The sequence below is a fragment of the Candidatus Krumholzibacteriota bacterium genome (genome assembly GCA_016932415.1).
In the GTDB taxonomy this organism is placed as follows: domain Bacteria; phylum Krumholzibacteriota; class Krumholzibacteriia; order Krumholzibacteriales; family Krumholzibacteriaceae; genus Krumholzibacterium.
The window spans coordinates 51,465-69,961 of the sequence record JAFGCX010000017.1 but is presented as its reverse complement, the minus strand read 5'-3'; the positions used below and the strand labels follow the sequence as shown (position 1 = coordinate 69,961).

The following is an 18,497-nucleotide window of genomic DNA, read 5'->3' as shown; positions in this document are numbered from 1 at the left end:
GTAAGATCGATTATACCCTTCACGCGAGGCGGAAGAAATCAGGCCGCCCGCTCCTGAGGACTCTGAGCGACTTTTAATGGAGGAATATCAAATGCTGAAAGACCTGTTGATTAAAAACGACGCCAAAATCATCTATCTTGTCCTCGACGGCGTGGGTGGGATCCGCAACGCCGATTTCCCCCAGACAGCCCTGGAAGCGGCGAGGACTCCGAACCTTGATATGATAGCTTCCGAAAGCGCCTGCGGAAGAACTGTTCCCGTATCGACCGGAGTGACTCCCGGTAGCGGCCCCGCTCATTTCTCCCTCTTCGGCTACGATCCCCTTCTTCCCGTAAACGATGCGGGACGCGGAGTCGTCGAAGTGACCGGGGTCGGATTCGACCTGAAAGAGACCGATATCGCGATCAGGGGAAATTTCGCTACGATAGACGGCGAAGGTGTCCTCACCGACCGCAGGGCCGGAAGGATCCCGCACGAAGAGGGAGTCCGCATCTGCGAAAAACTCAGCGCCGCGATAAAAAAGATCGACGACATCGAGATCATAATAATGCCGGTGCGCGAATACAGATTCGGTATCGTTCTTCGCGGTAAAGGACTCTCCCCGTTCGTTGAAGAGACCGATCCGCAGAGCACCGGTAAACGCCCCCTCGCTCCACGGGCCACAGCTCCCGAAGCTGAACTGACGGCTTCGGTGCTGAAAAGACTGGTGAAGCTGATAGACGAGAACCTTGCCGACGAAGAAAAGGCCAGGACTGCCCTTATGAGAGGTATCTCGAGAAAGCCTGCTATCGAGTCGTTCAACAAGAGATATGGACTAAAGGCGGCCGCCGTCGCGGCTTATCCCCTTTACAGGGGAGTCGCGAAGCTTTGCGGGATGGATCTTTTCGATACGGGGTTCTCTCCGGCGGAGGAATTCGAAACTGTAAAATCCATTTACGGCAAGGATTACGATTTTTTCTTCATCCATATCAAAAAAACCGATTCATACGGAGAAGACGGAAATATCGAGGGAAAGAAAGGCGTGATAGAACAGGTTGACGCGGCAATCCCCCTTCTGCTCGATCTCGCTCCCGAAGTGCTGATAGTTGCGGGTGACCATTCCACTCCCTGCGCGATGAAAGGTCATTCCTGGCACCCCGTTCCTTTCATGATAAGATCGAGGTCCTGCGGCGTCGACGCCTCCCGGCGATTCACCGAAACTGAATGCGACAGGGGATCGCTTGGAGTCTTTTCCGCTGTCTCGATAATGGAACTTGCCCTGGCTAACGCGGGAAAATTGAAAAAATACGGCGCGTGAGACTTTTTCTGAAAATCTGCCTCCCGGCCCGGAGTGGGATCGCGGGTTCGAAGACCTACTCATCGCGATCTGAGTAGATTCGCCGCTGCTACCTTATGAAATGAAAAGTCGAGACCGCTTTTTCGAGGATCTCCATATTCATTTTTTCCTTTTCATGATCGCTTTCAGTATTTGTCGAAAGCTTTACGGAATATAGTATATTCCCTTCTATCATCATCGACCAGGTCCAGATTCCCCCGGCCGCGACGACTGTACCGATCTTGTACCCCCAGGTGCCGAACGCGGCGACAGCTTCGGTATTTCCTATCATTATCTCTTTTGATCCCAGTATGCTCATATGATGGTCGGGGTTTTCACCGAGGTGTCTTGACAGGTCGTCGTATATGTCCTCGATTATCACCTCGGTCCTGTTTACCGGTTTCCACGATACTTCCAGCTCGGAATACCCGTCTTCCGATTGCATCACCCATTGTATCCGCCCCCTCGCGGCGTTTCCTCCACCTTCACGCACGATAATATCATCACCCGGGTCAAACCTGAAATCGGGATCGACGGTCGAAATCATGTACTTCCTGTAGATCGCCTGCATGTTAAAGGGGATCATATTCTCCTGCAGATAATCCTCAGTACCGGGTATGACAGTCGCCGCCAGCTGTGAAAGCGCTTTCTCTTCCCTGATCGCCGTTTTACCCGCGCCTATAAAATCGTTGAGATATTTTTTCTGCTTGGCAAAGATATCCTTCCCGCAGATCTTTCCCTGTCCCGGTATTACGTGCCGTGGCCCCCTCTTCCCAAGGTCATCGAGAACCGTCATCCAGCCATGGAAATCCGCTCCCTGGTCGCCCATGTTGGCATGGTAGTGATTACTGGTAATCCCTCCTGTAAATACTACTTTTTCCGATTCCACGTAGACGATGAGGTCTCCGGCAGTATGTGCCGGCCCTGGATGATAGATCTCGACACTGACACCTCCAAGATCGATAAAAGTCCTTTTCAACACGAGAGAATCGGGAAGATGCATCTTCACGCCGCGAAGTTGATCGTATACTTCGGGTTTCTGTTCCCTGTAGAATTCAAGATATACCGGAGTATATTTTTCTATCGCGTCTCGGGTCGCGGGGGTCGATATCACAATCGCTCCCGATTCCGCGAAGACCGAATTCCCCCATGTGTGGTCAGGATGATAGTGAGTATTGACAACGAATCTCACCGGCAGGTCGCTGACCGCTTTTATGCTTTGGAGAAGTTCCTTCGCCAGGTCCGGTGTATATCTGGAATCGATGACCAGTATCGCATCGTCGCCGACGATGAATCCGCTGTTCGCTCCGAGGCCCTGAAGCGCCGATGGACCTTCAGCGACAACGGCATAGACCCTCTCCGACACCCTGACGAGGCCTGTGCTTTCAACGTCATAATGAGAACAATTCAGGCCAGCTGCCAGAATTATCGCGATTATCAACAGGTACCAGCCGGTTTTCATCCATTCTCCCCCTTCAATGGCGGTATCGATTCGCTTTTGTCTGGATTATAGTGGAGGCCTCGGCGGATGTAAACAGTCAAGGGGGCGGACCATCGCTAAGCCCACCCCCTCTTCTCCACCTGAAAACGCTTTATCGCTATTTAAGGACCTTGTCGATCCATTCCTTGAAGTATTCCTTCGGAGCTGCTCCCGATATCGAATCGGCGACCTCTCCCCCCTTTATGATCTTGAGGGTCGGAATACTCATGATACCATACTTGATCGCCGTGTCTCTCGATTCATCGGTGTTCAGTTTGACGAACTTGACCCTGCCGTCATACTCCTCGGCAAGTTCCTCGATGACCGGACCTACCATGAGGCAAGGTCCGCACCATGGAGCCCAGAAATCGACTACGACCGGTATTTCCGATTCGATTACCTGTTCCTGGAAATCATTATCGTTAACGTGTGTTACTTTGTCACTCATACTAATTCCTTCCCGGGACTTCAAGCCCTGTTCCGCACCTGCTAAGGCACATCAACATACTTACAATGTTTTTTTCCTTCAGACTGTAATAGATCTTCGGAACTTCCCTTCTTCGCTGGACTATATTGTTCAACCTGAGATTTTTCAACTGTTGGGATACGAGGGATTGTTTCAGCCCCGTTCTGTCGCATATCTCCGAAACAGTCGATTCACCTCTTATAAGAAGGTTCACAATACGCAATCTAGCGGGATTGGCAAGTGATTTCAGTATTTCCGACAACCGGTCTATCTCGGTGTCTGAAAGAGGCGCTTTGTTTATTTCTTTACTCATCTTTACTGGCCCTTCATTGTTTTGATATTATTATATATTAATATTACGTTTTGTCAAGGGCGATTTTGTTTTTTTCTTTTCCCCATCAAAAGCCGCTTTCCTGCCAGGGTTCGCGCCCTGTCGGCAGGTGTCAAATCGATCCAACCCTGTTGCTGCCCCCGGGGCCTTTCCTTACTTCTGCTTGACACTTCCCCGAAAAAAAAATAAAGTCATTCCAGCCGATGGAGGGAATCACTGCCCGCTGAACCGGCCGGAATTATTTCATTTCTCATAGGGGCCCAGGGGCCAAGGAGGTAGGGGTCATGTTGAAGGGTCTGTATGTCGCTCTTGTCACGCCATTTAACGAAGACAGCAGTCTCAACGAGGAAAAACTTAGAGAACTTGTGCGCTTCCATATCGACTCGGGGACTGACGGTCTCGTCCCGTGCGCGACGACGAGTGAAAACCCTACATACTCGTGGGAGGAACATTTCAGGATCATCGAGCTGGTAGTCGAAGAAGCGGCGGGAAGACTCGACGTAATAGCGGGATGCGGCACGAATTCTACGACGCGATCGATCGAGAACCTGAAAAAAGCTGGCGAACTCGGAGTTGACGGCGCCATGGTCGTGACTCCTTACTATAACAAGCCGACGCAGGAAGGGCTCTATGCCCACTTTATGAAACTCGCCGATGAAGGGGGCCTTCCCCTGATGCTTTACAACGTGCCTGGCAGGACCGGCGTAAATATGAAACCGGCGACTGTAAAGAAGCTGTCCGGCCACGAAAATATAGTAGCTCTCAAGGAGGCAAGCGCCGACCTGGAGCAGATGTCAGAGATCGTCAGCCTCTGTGGAGACGATATCGTGCTTTTATCAGGCGATGACGGCCTGACTCTTCCGATCCTCTCGATCGGGGGAAGAGGCGTCGTTTCCGTTGTCGGCAATATAGTGCCGAAAGATGTGATCTCTCTCCTTACCGTTTACGAAGGTGGAGATATCGAAGAAGCTCGCAGGCTCTTTTTCAGGCTTCTTCCCCTATGCCAGGCCATGTTCATAGAAACAAATCCCATGCCTGTCAAGGAAGCGATGAATCTTCTCGGTATGGGCGTGGGCGATGTCCGGTTGCCGCTTGTGAGGATGTTGCCCGAAAATATAGAAAAGCTGAGGCTGGCTCTTTCCGATTACGGCCTTTCTGTATGAGATCGGTCAAGGACCGCCGAAGGGAGCGCTTGATATGATCAAGGTGATACTGACCGGAGCCCTTGGAAGGATGAGCCGGATTCTTGCCGGGGAGATCGATAAAGACAAAAAAGTCTCCCTTGTCGGCGCGGTCGAGGCCCCCGGCCACAGCAGCCTGGGAGGACTCTTTCATGGTGTAAAGGTCTGCTCTTCTCTACAGAGTATTATCGACAAAACAGATATTGTAGTAGATTTTTCATCTCCCGAAGCCGCGCTGACCCATCTTGCCGAATCCTCCGCGGCCGGCAAAGTATTCATAACCGGAGCGACCGGCTTTTCCGCGGGCCAGCTCGCCGAAGCGCGGGAGGTGGCTGATAATATCCCCGTACTGATAAGCCCCAACATGTCAGCGGGAGTCAACCTTCTCTTCAAGCTGACCAGGGAAGTCACGAGCGCCCTGAAAGATTTCGATATCGAGATCGTCGAGATCCATCACAAAAAAAAGAAGGATTCTCCAAGCGGAACCGCAGCGAAAATAGCCGAAGTCGCGCGATCGGTCAGAAAAGAGATGAATATCGTCTATGGAAGAGAGGGTCTTCTCGGTGAAAGGCCGGTGAACGAGATCGGCATGCATTCCCTTCGCGGGGGAGATGTGGCCGGGGAACACAGAATAATATTCGCCGGGGAGGGAGAACGCCTGGAACTGGTGCACAAGGCTCATTCGAGAATGACCTTTGCCCGGGGAACGATGATAGCGATTCATTTCATGTACGGCCGCGAGCCCGGTTTTTATACGATGGACGAGATATTCGGTCTCGCCTGATCTATGGGATCGTCAAACAGTCAAGACCCGGAGGAAAGATAGATCTGTTCTTTCTCTCCGGGTCTTTTTATTCGAGTTCCCGCCGGCGTCGGGTGGCCCCGGCTCCTATATCTTTTTATCTATCGTCAGCATATCTATTAGCAGCGAATATCCCGTTTCTTTCTTCCCCGCTCCGGGGCCTACGATAGTTACCGGACCGAGAAGGTCCGTTTCGAAGGTAAGAGCGTTCATCGCTCCGCCGACAGAAGCGAGAGGATCGACAAGCGCCACTTTCTCCGGTCTTACCGACGCTTTTACCTTGCCACCCTCTTTTTTTACCTTCCCTATGAGTTTCCATCTCATCCCCTCTTCGGCGGCTTTTTTAACATCATCGAGGCTGATCCCGGTGATCCCCGTCCTGTCGACGTCAGCAGGGCCTATATCCGCGCCCATGACGCTTTTGGCAAGGATGACGACCTTGGCGAGAGCATCGAAACCCTCAACATCGGCTGTAGGGTCGGCCTCGGCGAATCCCAGTTCCTGGGCCTCTTTCAGGGCGTCTCCATAGCTTTTTCCACTTTCCATATTCGTCAGGATGAAGTTCGTCGTCCCGTTCAGGATACCTCTTATTTCGCTTATTTCGTTACCGGCCAGACACTTCTCGCCGAGATTGAGGACAGGCGTCCCCGCCACCACGGTCCCCTCATACCGGAACTGCGCCTTATTGGCTCTGGCAAGCTCCAGAAGCTCGCGAAGAAACAGGGCTGTCGGACCTTTATTCGTAGTGACAAGATGCTTGCCTCCTTTGAGGGCCGCGACGAAGTGGCTGTTGGCAGGTTCGGCAGTCTTGATATCAGTGTATGAGACCTCGATTACGACATCGGCACCCGTTTCCTTTATCGTGTCGAGCGCGTTGAGTCCGGTCTTCGCGCCCGGGTATTCCGATATTCTGCCATCTTTGGCCAGCTCGAGCAGTTTTTCCAGGTCGAGCCCTTTATCATCGAGAGCCGATCCCTTTGTAAAATCACTGACCGCTACGACAGAATAATCGTAGCGATATTTCTTTTTCAGCATCTCTTTTTTTTCGAGAAGTATCTGCACCAGTCCCTGCCCGACGACTCCAAACCCTATGAATGCCAGTTTCTGCATTGCGTCCTCCCGGCCGGAGACCTGTAATAACCGGCCTGTTAAATTCCAAATGTCAGCATATAATCAATACACTGTTGCGCTGAAATCGTCAAGACCGGGATGACAGACGAAGAGAGGGCCCCGGGGGGCCCTCTTAATATGAAGATTCTTCTACGGTGGCAGAAAATCTAGTCTCCCTTTTTAATAATTACATTGCCGTTCATCGTACGGATCTTTACAAGGTTCCTCCCACCTCCTACCTCACCGGTGCCGTATATATATTTTCTTTTCTGACCCCACTTGCGTTTCCACTCTTTCGTCTCTTTTACTTTCATTTCGAAATCGGATTCTATCCTATAGTCCCTGCTTCTCTTTTTCGTATAGGAGATCTCTATGTCGAACTTCATTGAAAGCCCTTTCGGCACTATCAGCTCGATATCCCCTCCCATCGATTTCAGTTCAACATCCCTTTCCCCTTCATCAGGATCACCGACCATTCTTACGAAAACATCGCCACCCATCGTCGTTGCCCTGGCGCTTCCGTCTACCTCCCGGATCTCTATATCTCCGCCCATCGTCTTTGCCCTGGCGAAGACGCCTGCCCGGCCGATCCTGATATCGCCCCCCATCGTGTGGAGATCGGCTCCTCGCCCCGCCTCCTTAACATCGATATCTCCGCCCATCGTGCTCAGCTTGACCCTTTCGCCCTTACCCACGTCGATATCCCCGCCGAAAGTCTTGGCCTTGATATCCCTGCCCTCATAATCGAGGTCGAGATCTCCCCCGAGAGTCGTTATGCTGACCTCGCTGTCATCATCCTTCTCCCTGTCTCTTCCCCTGACGTTTCGATATTCGATATCTCCTCCCATCGAATACCCCTTCAGGTCGCCCTCGACATTTTTTATATTCACGTCGCCGCCCATCGTCTTCACTTTGCCGTCGAGAAATGAATCCTTCACGGTGACATCGCCGCCCATCGTCGTCACGGCCAGCTCACCCTTCAGATCACTGAAATCGACATCTCCACCCATCGTAGATCCCTCGACAAACCCTTCGACGCCATCGATCTCGATATCCCCTCCAAGCGTCTTGAACTCGATATCATACCTTTCAGGCACCCGCGCGATGATTGTCATATCGCAGCTGTTTCTTCTTCTCTTTCTGAATTCGCTCGAGATCTCAAGCCCGGAACGGTCCATATCGAAATCGACTTCGATATTCTCATTATCCTTACCCTTTAGCAGCACTTCCACGTCGATAAGATCGCGGTCCCACCCCTCTATCATGATATCTCCACCGGTATCGAGATCAAATCTTATCGTCTTCCCCGGTTTCGTATTGAATTCCTTCTTTATCTTCCTATCCCCGGCTGCTTCCGCGCCGATAGTCAGAAATATTCCGACAAGCAGAAGGACCGCTGCCATTAATACTCCCTTTTTCATCCTCTTTCTCCTTTCAAAAACCTGCCTTCGCGTCATATATTGAGTACGATTGCGGAGGTGTAATGTTTCAGATCTCCTCCGCGCGCGATAGAATGAAAAGGACAGTGGCGATGGGACGAAAAAAGAGGAAAGTCCGGATCGGCCTGGCGCAGGTAAATCCGACTGTCGGCGACCTCGGGGGAAACGCCGGCATCGCCCGCCGAATAATAGCCGACGCGAAAAGATCGGGAGTACAGATACTCGCCTTTCCCGAGCTTTTCCTTTGCGGGTATCCCGCCGAAGACCTTCTTTTAAAACCGGGTTTTATCATCGACTGCGAAAAAGAACTGCGGAAACTGGCCAGGCACGCGACGGGGATAGCGGTGATAGCAGGAGCTCCGAGGCGTTCCGAGGATCCCGGCTCGACCCTTCGCAATACAGCGTCCATCCTGTGTGATGGAAAGATCGCCGCACGTTATGACAAAATTAACCTCCCGAACTACGGAGTATTCGACGAAAAAAGGTATTTCGCTCCCGGCGAGCGCCCTTTTATCGCCTCTTTCGGCGATACGAGGGTGGGGATAAGCATATGCGAGGATATATGGGTCGATGACGGGCCCATCACCGCGCAATGTTCCAATGGGGGAGCAGAGATCATAATAAATATATCGGCCTCGCCATATCATCGCCGTAAAGGGCCAGACCGCGAAAAACTAATGCAAAGGCGTGCCAGGGAGAACAACACCTGGCTCTGCTACCTGAACCTCGTCGGCGCTCAGGATGAGCTCGTCTTCGATGGCAATTCCCTTGTGATAGACCCCGGCGGTTCCACGATAGCCCGTGGAGCGGTGTTCAGGGAAGATCTCATCATCGCCGATATAGACCTGACCGCTAAAGGGGAAAAAGAGGGAAAGACCAGCTCCGCGACTGCGCCGGGGCTTCCCGTTGGCCTGATCGACACCGCTTTCCTTCCCGCCCTTTCCCCGCATGAAAAAAGGCGTCTTCCCTCGAGACAAAAGACCGCGCATCCGGGTCCGAACAAAGAAATATACGAAGCTCTCGTCCTTGGGACCCGTGATTACGTGGATAAAAACGGCTTCAGCGGAGTGATAATAGGATTGAGCGGAGGAATAGATTCCGCCCTTACGGCTACCATCGCGGTCGATGCCCTCGGCCCAGAGAGAGTCATCGGCGTCACGATGCCTTCGGAGTACACTTCTTCATCTACATTGAAAGACGCTCACCACCTTGCTGAAAATCTCGATATAAACATAAAAGAGATACCGGTCGGAAAGCTTTACGATGCTTATCGCGACCTGCTCGCCGATATCATTCCCAGAGGGCCTGTTGGAATAACCGAAGAAAACCTGCAGGCCAGGATCCGGGGAAACATCCTGATGGCCCTCTCGAACAGATTCGGCCATCTCGTCCTGACGACAGGCAATAAAAGCGAGATCGCCGTCGGATACTGCACTCTTTACGGAGATATGGCGGGAGGGTTCGCCGTATTGAAGGATGTCCCCAAGACTCTCGTCTTTTCGCTGAGCAGATACAGAAACCGCCGGGCGGGCGTGGCGCTGATCCCCGCGTCGACGATAAGAAGAAGACCCTCGGCAGAACTGCGCCCGGGACAGCTCGATGAGGATTCGCTGCCTCCCTATCCGACGCTTGACAGAATCATAGAACTCTATGTGGAAAAAGACTTTTCCCTTTCCGGCATCATATCTGACGGGATAGCTCCCGGTATCGCGGAGAAAACAGTTCGGATGATAGATCTCAGCGAATACAAGCGCCGCCAGGGGCCGCCGGGGATCAAAATCACGCCGAAAGCTTTCGGAAGAGACAGGCGGCTTCCTATCACTAACAGGTACAGGCGGTCGGCAAAAATACATCCAGGCGGGCGAAAGGAAAAAGAATGCTGACTGAAGGCCTTGGCCTTATGGCTGCCGGTATGGGAATGGTCTTCGCGTTCCTCCTCCTGATGGTCCTTGTCATGAACGTCTCGGCAAGGATCTTCAGACATTTTTCCGTAATGCCTGCCGATCTTCCCTCCGATAGCGGCAATGAAGAACGAAGGCCTGATAACTCCACGGGGAATCCTGCCGAGATCGCTCTGGCGATCGCGCTGGCCGTGACCAGAGAGGGACAGGGGAAGGATACCAATGTCTAAAAAAACTGTCAGATTCATGAATACCGCCTTCCGGGATGGCTTCCAGTCAGTTTACGGAGCGCGGGTCTTTACCGACGATTTTTTGCCTGCCGTAAAGGCCGCCGCCGCCGCGGGAATAAGATATTTCGAGGCTGGGGGAGGCGCCCGCTTTCAGTCGCTTTATTTCTACAGCAACGAAGACGCTTTCGAGATGATGGATCGTTTTCGAGATGCCGCCGGCCCTGACGCCGAGCTCCAGACCCTTGCAAGAGGGATCAACGTCGTCGGGCTTGAATCACAACCCCGGGATATAATAAAATTGCACGCTACCCTTTTCGCCAGGCACGGAATCACCGCTATAAGGAATTTCGACGCGCTGAACGACGTGGACAATCTTATATACAGTGGAAAGTGCATTGTTGAGGCGGGGCTGCGGCACCAGGTCGCCGTCACGATGATGGGCCTTCCTCCGGGGTGCGAAGGAGCTCATGACGCCGATTTCTACGAGATGATCCTCAAGAAGATCCTTGCCGCCGGGATAGAATTCGATTCGATATGTTTCAAGGACGCTTCCGGCACTTCGACTCCTTCAACGATCTTCGAAACGGTAAAAAGGGCTAAAAAGATCCTTCCCTGCGGCATCCCGCTCCATTTTCATACGCATGAGACGGCCGGAATAAGTATAGCGGGGTATAAAGCAGCGATAGAAGCGGGAGCAGATATCATAGATCTCTCCATGGCTCCCTGTTCAGGAGGGACCTGCCAGCCGGATATAGCTACGATGTGGCACGCCCTTCGGGGAACAGATTACACACTCGACATAGATATCGACAAGGTCCTGAAAGCTGAAGAAGTATTCAAGGAGTGTATGAAGGATTATTTCATGCCTCCGGAGGCTAAGGCTGTGGAACCCCTTATCCCATGGTCGCCGATGCCTGGCGGAGCATTGACCGCCAATACTCAGATGATGCGTGATAACGATATCATGGACAGATTTCCCGAAGTAGTCCTCGCCCTTCGTGAAGTGGTCCGCCTGGGCGGATTCGGAACATCGGTCACGCCGGTAAGCCAGTTTTACTTCCAGCAGGCCTACAACAACGTGATCCTGGGGGAATGGAAAAATATCGCGGAAGGTTACGGAAAAATGATCCTTGGATATTTCGGAAAGACCCCTATTCCGCCTGATCCCCATATTGTCGAAATCGCGGCGAAACAGCTCGGCCTTGAACCGATCACGAGAAACCCGCTTGATATAGTCGAGGAAGATCCCGCCAGGGGAATAGCTCCGGCAACAAAAAAGCTTGAAGAAAATGGATTGCCGGCCACTGACGAAAATATATTCATAACCGCTACCTGCGGCGATAAAGGGATAACCTACCTTCTCGGAAATGCATCTACGGGGGTCCGGAAAAACAGTCCGCAGGCCTCTCAAGCGGAGACGACATCCGAATCAGGCCGTTATACGGTAAGCGTCGGCAAAAACAGATATGCTGTAAGGCTTGATGGGGACAAGGCGATCGTCAACGGCAGAGAATATGATTACCGGATCGATGACGGTTTCGACGATATCGAAGAAACCCCCGTGGCCGAGTCGAGGATCAAGATTGCAGTGACCGCCCGGATGCCGGGTACTATAGTCCGCATTCTGGTCAAGGATGGTATGGAAGTAAAAACAGGGGCTGCCCTTCTCGTACAGGAAGCGATGAAGATGGAAACGGCGATCAGCGCTCCTTCGGACGGAACAGTCACCGATATAGCCGTCTTGATAGGAGACCATGTCAAAACAGGACAGATATTGCTGTATATTTATTGAGATGCTCCCCTTCCGGGGGCCTTCTTTGAAAAGGTCGCGTTCGAATGGACATTGTGACAGGAAAAATTAAATCTCCGGAGCGATATTGCCTGATGATCCTTTTCCTGGCTGTTGTATCGTGGTTTTTTCTATCTCCCCTGACTCTTTCTTCACAGGAAGAAAAACCGGCTGTGAGATCGCCTGAACTCGCGCAAGCCCCCGATACGACTACAATCGCGAGTCAGATAAAGGAATTGTGGAAGTCTACCGGGATATTTGCTTTCATCGGGGGCCCTGATGCCGAAGTCGCTGCCGGGACAGAAGGTGAGGCGCGAATACCGGCCGGTCTCGGCCAGATACTTATGATCGCTCTAAGTACGGGACTGATTTACCTGGCGATACACAACAAGTACGAACCCCTGCTTCTTCTTCCGATAGGGTTCGGAGGAATACTTGCCAATATACCCCTTGCCGCGATATCCGGACCGGAAGGCTTTCTTGGAATGCTTTACACATTTGGCCTTCAGACAGGGGTATTCCCTCTTCTGATCTTCATGGGAGTGGGCGCAATGACCGATTTCGGACCACTGATAGCTCACCCCAAGACAGCCCTTCTCGGCGCGGCAGCCCAGTTCGGGATTTTCACCACCCTTATCGGAGCGTTGTGGCTTTCAGGAGCCGTTGACGGGATCGATTTTTCCCTCAAGGATGCCGCTGCGATAGGTATCATCGGAGGCGCTGACGGCCCTACCGCGATCTTTCTCGCGGGAAGGCTTTCCCCTGGCCTGCTCGGCGCGATCGCCGTCGCCGCCTATTCATACATGGCCCTCGTACCGATAATACAGCCCCCGATCATGAAGATCCTTACTTCAAAAAAAGAGCGCGAGATCGAGATGAAACAGCTCAGGGAAGTCTCGGCGGTTGAAAAAATAATCTTCCCGCTCATTGTCCTCGGCCTCTGCATACTTCTCCTTCCCGGAGCGACCCCGCTGATCGGCATGCTGATGTTCGGAAACCTTCTCAGGGAATCTGGCGTCGTGGAACGGCTCTCGCATACCGCGGCTAACGAACTGATCAATACGATAACTATTCTTCTCGGTCTTTCGGTAGGTTCGAAACTGGCCGCCGATAAATTCCTCCACACCGAGACTCTTGGAATACTAGCCCTTGGGATGATAGCTTTTGCCATCGGCACCGCCGCTGGGATAATACTTGCCAAGCTGATGAACCTCGTAAGCAGAGAGAAAATCAATCCTTTGATCGGAGCCGCTGGCGTATCGGCCGTCCCGATGGCGGCAAGGGTAGTCACCGATGTCGGGTTGAAGGCGAACCCGGGAAATTTTCTTCTCATGCACGCAATGGGCCCGAACGTGGCCGGCGTGATCGGATCGGCCGTCGCCGCTGGCGTCCTTCTTACGCTCTGCCGTTAGGCCTGCTTGACCCGTCCAAAATACTCCGCCGCGCTGTCTGTCCTGTTTTTTTCATTGAGCGAGCGGGCCCGCGGCCTTAATATGGCACAAACCGTAAAAGGAGGCGCCTGATGTATCAGGAATTCTTGCAAAAAATATTCTATAATAACAGGGTCCTGGATTATCTCGTTTTTCTAATATACTTTCTTTCAGGCGTTGCTGTCATATGGATCTTTAAATCAATTATTCTCCGCCGTCTCAGGAAGCTGACTGCAAAAACAGAGGCAATCGTTGATAACATATTTCTTGCCAGTGCCAAATGGCTTGTGCCGATCCTCTATTACGGCGTCTTTTACATCAGCATCCACAAGCTGAAACTCGGCCTTCTCGCTGAAAAAACGATAAGCGTCGCCAGCATTGCCGTCATAATCTATCTTGCCGTAAGAAGCATCCTCGCGCTGATCTCGATCCTGCTGAACAGATACCAGGCGAAGAGAGGATCAGACCATTCCAGGCAACATGTCTACAAGGGTATACTCACGATCGCCAGGCTTATCATCTGGACATTCGCGCTGCTTATCCTGCTCGACAATCTTGGACTTAAGATAACGGCTCTCGTCACCGGACTCGGGATCGGCGGCATAGCTATCGCCCTTGCCGCCCAGACGATACTTGGAGATCTTTTCAGCTATTTCACTATATTTTTCGACAAGCCTTTCGAGATCGGCGACTTCATCATCATCGGTGAGTTCAAGGGAACGGTGGAACATATAGGGATCAAGACGTCGAGGATAAGAAGTCTCAGCGGAGAGGAACTCGTTTTTTCGAACACCGACATTACCAACTCGAGACTGAGCAACTATCGCCGGATGGAAAGGCGGCGCGCAATATTCAAGATCGGCGTGACGTACAATACTCCAGGTGACAAACTGAGGATCATTCCCGGACTGATAAAAAACATCATAGAGTCGACAGAAATGACGACTTTCGACCGCTGCCATTTTCAGGGGTTCGGTGATTACAGCCAGGATATAGAGACCGCATATTTCATAGAGACGAGGGATTATAATAAATATATGGATATCCAGCAGGAGATAAATTTAAGGATCAGGGAAGAGTTCGAGAAGAACGGGATAGAATTCGCTTTCCCGACACAGTCGATCTACATCGAAAACCAGTAGGGCGTCACCCGGCGATCCTGATCTCGGAACTTACTTCTATCGCTTTTTTGTATAGAGCGCTCACGCCGCAGTATTTTTCTTCGGAAAGGCTCACCGCCTTTTCCAGTTTGTCCATCGGCAGGCCGTCTCCGCGAAACTCGTATATTACATGCATCGCCCTGTAATACTTCGGGTGCTCATCGGTCAGCTCCCCCTCGACAAGTACTCTGAAACCCTCAATCTCGACCTTCATTTTTTTCAATATCGATACGACATCCATCCCGGTGCATCCGGCAAGAGCTACAAGCATCAGCTGTTTCGGCCTCGGCCCTCTGTCCTCCCCTCCCGATCCGCTCCCGGCGTCCAGGACGATCTCATGCCCGTCGAGTGTCGTGCTGAAAGACATATTCTCTGTCCAGTTCAGGTCGACCGTCTGTTTTGACATCGTATCCTTCTCCTTTGTTTTTCGGGGCGGCCGCCTGACAGCGATGCCTTGATCAGCTTTCCCGCTCGACAGGCTTCCTCGCTACTCCGGTAAGGCCGCTTTTCGCTCTTGCCGATTCGATCGTAAAGGGAGGAGAGATGAACAAGCCTGTATTTCCCCTGACGACGAACCTGTACTCCGCCTCTCGCAAGACCGGGTCGCTTTCTACCGACGCTGGTGGGATCCATATAGTGGACCACCGGGTCTTATCTATCAGCGACGCCACTACCGCCGTTACGAAATCGGTCCCCTCGTCCGTCTCATCGATCCCATCTACTTTCAGCCGTTTCCATCCGTCAGGGCTGAGGACTTCCACGGCGACCGCTGGCATCGGCGAGAGTTTCGAAGACCTGTAATCCGACCATCTGGGATTATCATCGATCCAGATAAAACGTGGATTATCCGTTACTGGAAGGCTGTTTTCGCCACCGCGCAACAGGCCGTCAAGGGTATAGTGAAAAGCTTTCAATCTGTCCTGGTGGGAGACAAGATCGAACTGCTTTACTCCGAAACTTTTTCCCGATCCTGTCGAATACCTGTACTTCCTGCTTTTCAGCCGTGGCTCCTTCCCGTCCATCGTCTTCGCCAACCCGGCCAGGTCATCCCTGATCCGTTCTCCGGCCGATGGCCCGTAAATCATCGAAGCTCCTTCGTAATGCTGCTCGGCATATTCTTCCCTTGTACAGAAATACGAGATATACTCGTTGGCAAGCCCGGCCAGGAGAACCGGCCCGCGCTCTGAACGCTCCCTCGCTACTGCTTTCGCTATCCTCTTACCCAGCACAGTGGTGAATTCCCCCGGCAAGGTGGCAATCGTCACCGGTCCTATGCCGTAGACTCCTATCGGAACGCTTGCCGGTGGCCGCATGACGTTCTTGACGATCCATGGATAGGCTGACTTGATCATATTTGATTCGATATCGTCCTTAAGAGGATTCCTCTTTACCCACTGCCCCGGCATCTGCCTTTCAGGATCTTCCTGTTTCATCCCCTCATAAAACCCCGCGTCCCGAAGGAATGACCAGTCTGCTTCAGCACCGCACAAAGTGGACGCTCCCGAGGCAGGACCGGTCAGTTCCGAAAGGCGGGATTCACCGAAACTGTACTTGATCGGACCGGTTATATCACTGCCCGGACCCTCGATCAGATCGAGGATCCCGGTGGAAAGCAGCCTTCCGATCTCGATCGTCTCCTCCCTGTCACGCCGCTTCCAGTTGGCGGCGACATCTCCCTCGGCTCCGTTGATCATCGCGACAACAGGCGTTCCCCTTCCAGCTGCGTGAAGCGAATTCTCCACGATCGATGTGGCCACACCGAAGATATCGCTGCTGTATACCCGTGTAGTCGTGTTCATGACGGTCGGATGTACCGCGTAAAAAGCAAGAGCGGCGATAAGCTCACCGCCACGCGTGGCGCTCTGTATCTTGATCATCCTCAGGGTCTGGTCGATCGCCATATATGCCTTGTCGCCGCCAATGGGAAAATCGGTTTTTCTGACCGGAAGCCCCTTGTTGGATTCGATAAGCTCCAGCGCGTCCGATCCGTTTTTCTTGAACGGTCCGATGCTGCGGTTTCGCGCTATTCCGGGTACCTGTCCCTGCGCGTAGCGCACCGCCGCCGGTTCTCTCTTCTTCCATGATTCAGCGATAGCCCAGGCTATCCTGTCAGCGAGAAAATCAAAAAGCGCCCGGTCGAACCCGCCTTCCAGAGAAGCCATCTGGTTATAGAATTTGCTCGATGAAAAATTGCCGGGTCCGTTGTGAGTATGAGTAGCAGCCAGGATCATCTGTTCCCTCGAAAGTCTCTCGATCCCGTGTTTCCGGGCTACCAGTTCGGCGACCCTGTCAGCTAGCCCCGCCGGCATCGCCCAGAGATCGGCCGAGACGATCACCATGCTTCTGCCTTCGGGATCTTCGAAAGATACCGCCCTTGCGTACAGCCGCGTCCAGACACCTCTTGATATATATCCCGCGATAGCGTATCCGCCCATCGGGTATCCCGGTATCGGCGTAATATCGACCTTAGCGGCGCCCGAGTTAAATTCCCCGCTCGCTACGGGTTCTGCGGGAGCTGGAAGCCGGCCGGAGATCCCGGCACAACCAATGATCGCGGGAAATGCGATGATCAGTACTATCGTTTTCGCGATCTTCATATATAATGACCTCGTTTCATCTCGGGGACCCTGATACAGATCGATCTTATTGCCTTAGCGGTGGCAACCAGGCGGAAATTCTTTCAGAGAGTACTTCCCATTGCCATTTTTGTCCAGTCTTGAATCGGATCGGCCTCCTGGCACCTCTTTTTCTGTTTGTGTCCGGAAAGCGGATCGTTTAATTTCCCCGGGTGAGATCGACGGTCCGGCATGCCGGCTTTTCCGGCGCGGTGAGGAGAAATGAAAAAGATCAGGCCCGTTATAGTAGTCAGCGAATGTCTCGGATTCAGCGCCTGCCGTTATGACGGCAAGGTCGTTTCGGCACCGTTTATCAAGCGTTTGGGGAAATATGTCGACTTCATACCTGTCTGTCCCGAGGTCGCGATCGCCCTGGGGACTCCGCGGGACACGATAAGGATAGTCGAAGAAAAAGGGTCGCTGCGGCTGCTCCAGCCCTCGACGGGCAGGGATCTTACAACCGGGATGATCGATTTTTCAGATCGTTTTCTTGAGCGCCTTGAAAAGATCGACGGATTTATTTTAAAAAGCAGGTCTCCTTCATGTGGACCGGGCGGCGTGAAAATATATTCTTCTCCAGCTTCTGTTTCACCGGGCTCAAGGGGTTCGGGATTTTTTGCCTCTTCCGTCTTATCGCGATTTGGTCACCTCCCGATCGAGGATGAGACAAGACTCGATGATCTGAGATTAAGGGAGCATTTTCTGACCAGGATCTTTACCATGGCCCGCTTCCGCGTCGCCGCTTCGAGCGGCAAAGCAGGGGCAATCGCCAGGTTCCACGAGGAAAACAACCTTCTTCTCACTTCCTACAACGCGAAAGAGAAGAGGTCTCTTGAAACGGTTCTCTCGGACCATGACGGCAGGACGACCCGGCAGTTAATGGAAGACTATGGAAGACATCTCAATTACGCGCTGAGAAGACCCTCAAGATATACTTCCAATATAAATATTCTTCTTCACGCGATGAGTTATTTTTCCTATACGCTGACCCACGAGGAAAAAGGGTTTTTTCTCGAATCGATGGAACGCTACAGGGAAAAGAAAATGCCGCTCAGTTCCCTGCTTCTGCTCCTTCGCGTGTGGATAGCCCGTTTTAAAACGGCAGATCTGAGATCCCAGACCTATTTTTCGCCTTACCCTGAAGGCCTGGTCCACATAAAAGATTCGGTCGGGGGAAAAAACTGCCTCTGACACTGCCATTCCCCCATGACAGGCTTTCCTTAATGGTTTTTAACGATTGAGATCGAC

16 protein-coding genes are annotated in these 18,497 nt (G+C 52.4%); 9 read left to right on the top strand and 7 right to left on the bottom strand.

What is annotated here, in order from left to right; translation table 11 throughout:
- Nucleotides 1-76: 76 nt before the first annotated feature.
- Nucleotides 77-1,297 carry a 2,3-bisphosphoglycerate-independent phosphoglycerate mutase gene (locus tag JW814_06565; GenBank protein MBN2071106.1) on the top strand — a complete coding sequence of 407 codons (1,221 nt, stop codon included), beginning with the start codon at nt 77-79 and terminating at the stop codon, nt 1,295-1,297.
- A gap of 88 nt (nt 1,298-1,385) precedes the next feature.
- Here the strand turns inward: JW814_06565 and JW814_06560 are convergent, their stop codons facing one another.
- The 3 genes from JW814_06560 to JW814_06550 form a co-directional block, all read right to left on the bottom strand.
- Nucleotides 1,386-2,777: an MBL fold metallo-hydrolase gene (locus JW814_06560; protein ID MBN2071105.1), complete on the bottom strand. Its 1,392-nt coding sequence runs from the start codon at nt 2,775-2,777 to the stop codon at nt 1,386-1,388.
- Nucleotides 2,778-2,913: 136 nt separating this feature from the next.
- Nucleotides 2,914-3,243 (bottom strand): thioredoxin, encoded by a 330-nt coding sequence (gene trxA, locus JW814_06555; protein MBN2071104.1) that lies wholly within the window; start codon nt 3,241-3,243, stop codon nt 2,914-2,916.
- Between the two features lies 1 nt (nt 3,244).
- A complete protein-coding gene (locus JW814_06550) occupies nt 3,245-3,574 on the bottom strand; it encodes a winged helix-turn-helix transcriptional regulator (protein ID MBN2071103.1) in 330 nt (109 codons plus the stop codon).
- Nucleotides 3,575-3,876: 302 nt separating this feature from the next.
- Here JW814_06550 and JW814_06545 point away from each other — a divergent pair, with 302 nt between their 5' ends.
- Nucleotides 3,877-4,755, top strand: coding sequence for a 4-hydroxy-tetrahydrodipicolinate synthase (locus tag JW814_06545; protein ID MBN2071102.1), 879 nt, complete (start codon nt 3,877-3,879; stop codon nt 4,753-4,755).
- Nucleotides 4,756-4,789: 34 nt separating this feature from the next.
- Nucleotides 4,790-5,557 (top strand): 4-hydroxy-tetrahydrodipicolinate reductase, encoded by a 768-nt coding sequence (locus tag JW814_06540; protein MBN2071101.1) that lies wholly within the window; start codon nt 4,790-4,792, stop codon nt 5,555-5,557.
- Nucleotides 5,558-5,662: 105 nt separating this feature from the next.
- Here JW814_06540 and JW814_06535 read toward each other — a convergent pair whose 3' ends face one another.
- Entirely contained in the window at nt 5,663-6,685 is a 1,023-nt protein-coding gene (locus tag JW814_06535; protein ID MBN2071100.1) for a homoserine dehydrogenase, read from the bottom strand.
- Nucleotides 6,686-6,852: 167 nt separating this feature from the next.
- Nucleotides 6,853-8,106: a DUF4097 family beta strand repeat protein gene (locus JW814_06530; protein MBN2071099.1), complete on the bottom strand. Its 1,254-nt coding sequence runs from the start codon at nt 8,104-8,106 to the stop codon at nt 6,853-6,855.
- Between the two features lie 110 nt (nt 8,107-8,216).
- On the opposite strand from JW814_06530, the gene JW814_06525 reads away from it, so the two are divergent.
- The 5 genes from JW814_06525 (at nt 8,217) to JW814_06505 (ending at nt 14,616) form a co-directional block, all read left to right on the top strand.
- Nucleotides 8,217-10,007, top strand: coding sequence for an NAD+ synthase (locus tag JW814_06525; protein MBN2071098.1), 1,791 nt, complete (start codon nt 8,217-8,219; stop codon nt 10,005-10,007).
- Nucleotides 10,001-10,255 (top strand): OadG family protein, encoded by a 255-nt coding sequence (locus tag JW814_06520; protein ID MBN2071097.1) that lies wholly within the window; start codon nt 10,001-10,003, stop codon nt 10,253-10,255. The genes JW814_06525 and JW814_06520 overlap by 7 nt, the downstream gene beginning before the upstream one ends.
- Nucleotides 10,248-12,047, top strand: coding sequence for a biotin/lipoyl-binding protein (locus JW814_06515; protein MBN2071096.1), 1,800 nt, complete (start codon nt 10,248-10,250; stop codon nt 12,045-12,047). Before JW814_06520 ends, JW814_06515 begins: the two co-directional genes overlap by 8 nt.
- Nucleotides 12,048-12,139: 92 nt before the next feature.
- The gene (locus tag JW814_06510) at nt 12,140-13,456 is read left to right on the top strand and encodes a sodium ion-translocating decarboxylase subunit beta (GenBank protein ID MBN2071095.1); all 1,317 of its coding nucleotides are present in this window, start codon (nt 12,140-12,142) and stop codon (nt 13,454-13,456) included.
- A 110-nt stretch (nt 13,457-13,566) separates the two neighbouring features.
- Nucleotides 13,567-14,616: a mechanosensitive ion channel gene (locus tag JW814_06505; GenBank protein MBN2071094.1), complete on the top strand. Its 1,050-nt coding sequence runs from the start codon at nt 13,567-13,569 to the stop codon at nt 14,614-14,616.
- Nucleotides 14,617-14,620: 4 nt separating this feature from the next.
- On the opposite strand, the gene JW814_06500 is transcribed toward JW814_06505, so the two are convergent.
- Together JW814_06500 and JW814_06495 are read right to left on the bottom strand one after the other, a co-directional pair.
- The gene (locus JW814_06500; GenBank protein MBN2071093.1) at nt 14,621-15,040 is read right to left on the bottom strand and encodes an OsmC family protein; all 420 of its coding nucleotides are present in this window, start codon (nt 15,038-15,040) and stop codon (nt 14,621-14,623) included.
- 52 nt (nt 15,041-15,092) lie between these two features.
- The gene (locus JW814_06495; GenBank protein MBN2071092.1) at nt 15,093-17,231 is read right to left on the bottom strand and encodes a neutral/alkaline non-lysosomal ceramidase N-terminal domain-containing protein; all 2,139 of its coding nucleotides are present in this window, start codon (nt 17,229-17,231) and stop codon (nt 15,093-15,095) included.
- A gap of 240 nt (nt 17,232-17,471) precedes the next feature.
- Here JW814_06495 and JW814_06490 point away from each other — a divergent pair, with 240 nt between their 5' ends.
- A complete protein-coding gene (locus JW814_06490) occupies nt 17,472-18,440 on the top strand; it encodes a DUF1722 domain-containing protein (GenBank protein ID MBN2071091.1) in 969 nt (322 codons plus the stop codon).
- Nucleotides 18,441-18,497 lie beyond the last annotated feature (57 nt).

Excerpts from the sequence above, each read along its gene's own strand:
- JW814_06565 (MBN2071106.1), top strand. The coding sequence starts at position 77 with ATGGAGGAATATCAAATGCTGAAAGACCTGTTGATTAAAAACGACGCC.
- JW814_06560 (MBN2071105.1), bottom strand. The coding sequence starts at position 2,777 with ATGAAAACCGGCTGGTACCTGTTGATAATCGCGATAATTCTGGCAGCT.
- trxA (MBN2071104.1), bottom strand. The coding sequence starts at position 3,243 with ATGAGTGACAAAGTAACACACGTTAACGATAATGATTTCCAGGAACAG.
- JW814_06550 (MBN2071103.1), bottom strand. The coding sequence starts at position 3,574 with ATGAGTAAAGAAATAAACAAAGCGCCTCTTTCAGACACCGAGATAGAC.
- JW814_06545 (MBN2071102.1), top strand. The coding sequence starts at position 3,877 with ATGTTGAAGGGTCTGTATGTCGCTCTTGTCACGCCATTTAACGAAGAC.
- JW814_06540 (MBN2071101.1), top strand. The coding sequence starts at position 4,790 with ATGATCAAGGTGATACTGACCGGAGCCCTTGGAAGGATGAGCCGGATT.
- JW814_06535 (MBN2071100.1), bottom strand. The coding sequence starts at position 6,685 with ATGCAGAAACTGGCATTCATAGGGTTTGGAGTCGTCGGGCAGGGACTG.
- JW814_06530 (MBN2071099.1), bottom strand. The coding sequence starts at position 8,106 with ATGAAAAAGGGAGTATTAATGGCAGCGGTCCTTCTGCTTGTCGGAATA.
- JW814_06525 (MBN2071098.1), top strand. The coding sequence starts at position 8,217 with ATGGGACGAAAAAAGAGGAAAGTCCGGATCGGCCTGGCGCAGGTAAAT.
- JW814_06520 (MBN2071097.1), top strand. The coding sequence starts at position 10,001 with ATGCTGACTGAAGGCCTTGGCCTTATGGCTGCCGGTATGGGAATGGTC.
- JW814_06515 (MBN2071096.1), top strand. The coding sequence starts at position 10,248 with ATGTCTAAAAAAACTGTCAGATTCATGAATACCGCCTTCCGGGATGGC.
- JW814_06510 (MBN2071095.1), top strand. The coding sequence starts at position 12,140 with ATGATCCTTTTCCTGGCTGTTGTATCGTGGTTTTTTCTATCTCCCCTG.
- JW814_06505 (MBN2071094.1), top strand. The coding sequence starts at position 13,567 with ATGTATCAGGAATTCTTGCAAAAAATATTCTATAATAACAGGGTCCTG.
- JW814_06500 (MBN2071093.1), bottom strand. The coding sequence starts at position 15,040 with ATGTCAAAACAGACGGTCGACCTGAACTGGACAGAGAATATGTCTTTC.
- JW814_06495 (MBN2071092.1), bottom strand. The coding sequence starts at position 17,231 with ATGAAGATCGCGAAAACGATAGTACTGATCATCGCATTTCCCGCGATC.
- JW814_06490 (MBN2071091.1), top strand. The coding sequence starts at position 17,472 with ATGAAAAAGATCAGGCCCGTTATAGTAGTCAGCGAATGTCTCGGATTC.